This is a genomic window from Kitasatospora sp. NPDC001539, from assembly GCF_040298565.1.
GTDB lineage: Bacteria > Actinomycetota > Actinomycetes > Streptomycetales > Streptomycetaceae > Kitasatospora.
The window spans coordinates 1-1,864 of sequence record NZ_JBEPAK010000467.1; the positions used below are offsets into that span (position 1 = coordinate 1).

At 74.8% G+C, this 1,864-nt stretch carries 3 protein-coding genes; all 3 read left to right on the forward strand.

Annotated elements, in window-relative coordinates:
• The first annotated feature begins 300 nt into the window (after positions 1–300).
• The 3 genes from ABT247_RS33300 (at position 301) to ABT247_RS33310 (ending at position 1,773) form a co-directional block, all read left to right on the forward strand.
• Positions 301–471, forward strand: a complete 171-nt coding sequence (locus tag ABT247_RS33300) for a hypothetical protein (RefSeq protein ID WP_350750321.1) — start codon at positions 301–303, stop codon at positions 469–471.
• Complete coding sequence (locus ABT247_RS33305) at positions 468–1,337, forward strand: C40 family peptidase (protein ID WP_350750323.1); 870 nt, start codon at positions 468–470, stop codon at positions 1,335–1,337. The genes ABT247_RS33300 and ABT247_RS33305 overlap by 4 nt, the downstream gene beginning before the upstream one ends.
• 121 nt (positions 1,338–1,458) lie before the next feature.
• Positions 1,459–1,773: a hypothetical protein gene (locus ABT247_RS33310; protein WP_350750325.1), complete on the forward strand. Its 315-nt coding sequence runs from the start codon at positions 1,459–1,461 to the stop codon at positions 1,771–1,773.
• Positions 1,774–1,864: the final 91 nt, after the last annotated feature.

Consider the following 1,864-nt stretch of genomic DNA (forward strand, 5'->3'; position numbering starts at 1 on the left):
CCTCTTCCATCCCGAGGGCGAACTGGCCTCGGCCCGGGCGGCGGCCGCGGCGGGCGTCCCGTTCACCGTGGGCACGCTCAGCAGCGCCGACCCGTCGGCGGGGGCCGTCACCATGCCCGGCCGGATCCGCCCGCACCCGAGCCCCCGTCAGCCTCCGTCAGGCCCCCGTCGGGAACCCGGCGTCGGCCGGGCCGCCTTTCCACCCGCTTGGGTCGGCTCCCCGCCCCGGCCCCGGGGGCGGCTGTCCTCCGAGTGGCCGATCCCACCGCCGTCCCTCCGGCGTGGGGAGGGGACACGGCCGTGAGGACCGGGTCCCGCCTGGTACGGATCGTCCGGATCAGCCCGTCGGACACCTCGGACGAGCCCGTCGAGCCCGTCGAGCCCGTCGAGCCCGTCGAGCACCGAACGTCGACGGCGACCCGCCCCGACCTGTCCGACGGATCACCACGGACCCCGGAGAACCACCTGTGAGCACCCTCCTCCCCACCCGGCGCCGGTTGTCGCAGAGCCTGGCCCTGGCAGCGCTGCTGGCGGGCGTCGGCGCGTACGCCGTCGCGGCCCCACCCGCCACGGCCGCGCCCACCCCGCCACCCGCCGGGGCGGCCGCCGCCCCCGGCACCGTGGACCTGCGCACCCAGTGCGGCGACCTGCGCACCGGCGCCGGCGGCGCGTGCGTCACGACCCTGCAGACGATCCTCGACACGTTCGGCGCGGGCCTCACCGTGGACGGGCAGTTCGGGCCGGCCACCGACACGGCCGTGCGCAACTTCCAGGCCTTCCACGCCCTGCCCGTCAACGGGGTCGTCGACACGGCCACCAAGAACGCCCTGTACGGCAGTACGCCCACCCCGCCGCCCAGCGGCCCCGTCGACCCCGCCAGGGTCCTGGACGCCGCCAAGTCCTACCTGGGCGTCCCGTACGTGTGGGGCGGTGGCCACTCGCTGCGCGGCGAGGGCCCCGGCCCCTCGCTCGGCACCTGCGAGGGCTACACCGGCCCGATCCAGCCCTGCCCGGCCGACACCACCGCCGGACTGGACTGCTCCGGCCTGGTCCGCGCGGCCTACTGGTTCGGCGCCGGCCTCGACCTCGCCCACGGCGGCGACACCGACCAGCAGACCCTCGACAGGCACCTCACCCCGATCACGGAGTCCCAGCGCCGCCCCGGCGACCTCGAGTACTTCGGAACGGGCGCGCACACCACCACCCACGCCGTCCTCTACGCCGGCACCGACCCCGCCACCGGCACGGACATGATGTACGAGGCCAAGGAGACGGGCACCACCGTCCACTACACCGGCCTGCGCACCGGCGGCTTCTGGTACCACGTCACGGCCTGAGGGCCCGGGCGCCCGCGCGGGCGACGGCGGCCGCCACCCGCGCGACGCTCCCACACGACGCTCCCGTGCGAACACCCGGGCTCCGAGGTTTCCGACGCCGCGCGCCGGTGACACGTAGGACATGGGCAGCTACGTGATCACCGTTCCAGGAACAGTCCGTCACCCGGTGGGGGAGGAGGCACGCCGCACCCTGCTGGCCGTCGTGCACGGCGCGGACCCGGAGGAGGCCGGCACACAGGTACCCGACCTCGACGTCCTGACCCTGGACGAACCGGAGGGCACCTTCGTGCTGCGCCTGGAGGTCGAGGCCCCCGACCACACCGCCGCCGGTGAAACGGCGCTGGGCCTGGCCCGGCGGGCTTTCACCGCCGCCGGGTACGAGGAGGACGCGGTGAGCATCGGCACCCCGGTGGTCACCGGCATCGACGTCGGCTGATTCGAAAATCCCCTGTCCCTTGTCCGTAGCCGCTGGTCAGGCAGCTCCTTCTGTTTGGAGGGTCACTTGGTAGCCGAGTTGGTTGAGCTGG

Excerpts from the sequence above, each read along its gene's own strand:
- ABT247_RS33310 (WP_350750325.1), top strand. The coding sequence starts at position 1,459 with ATGGGCAGCTACGTGATCACCGTTCCAGGAACAGTCCGTCACCCGGTG.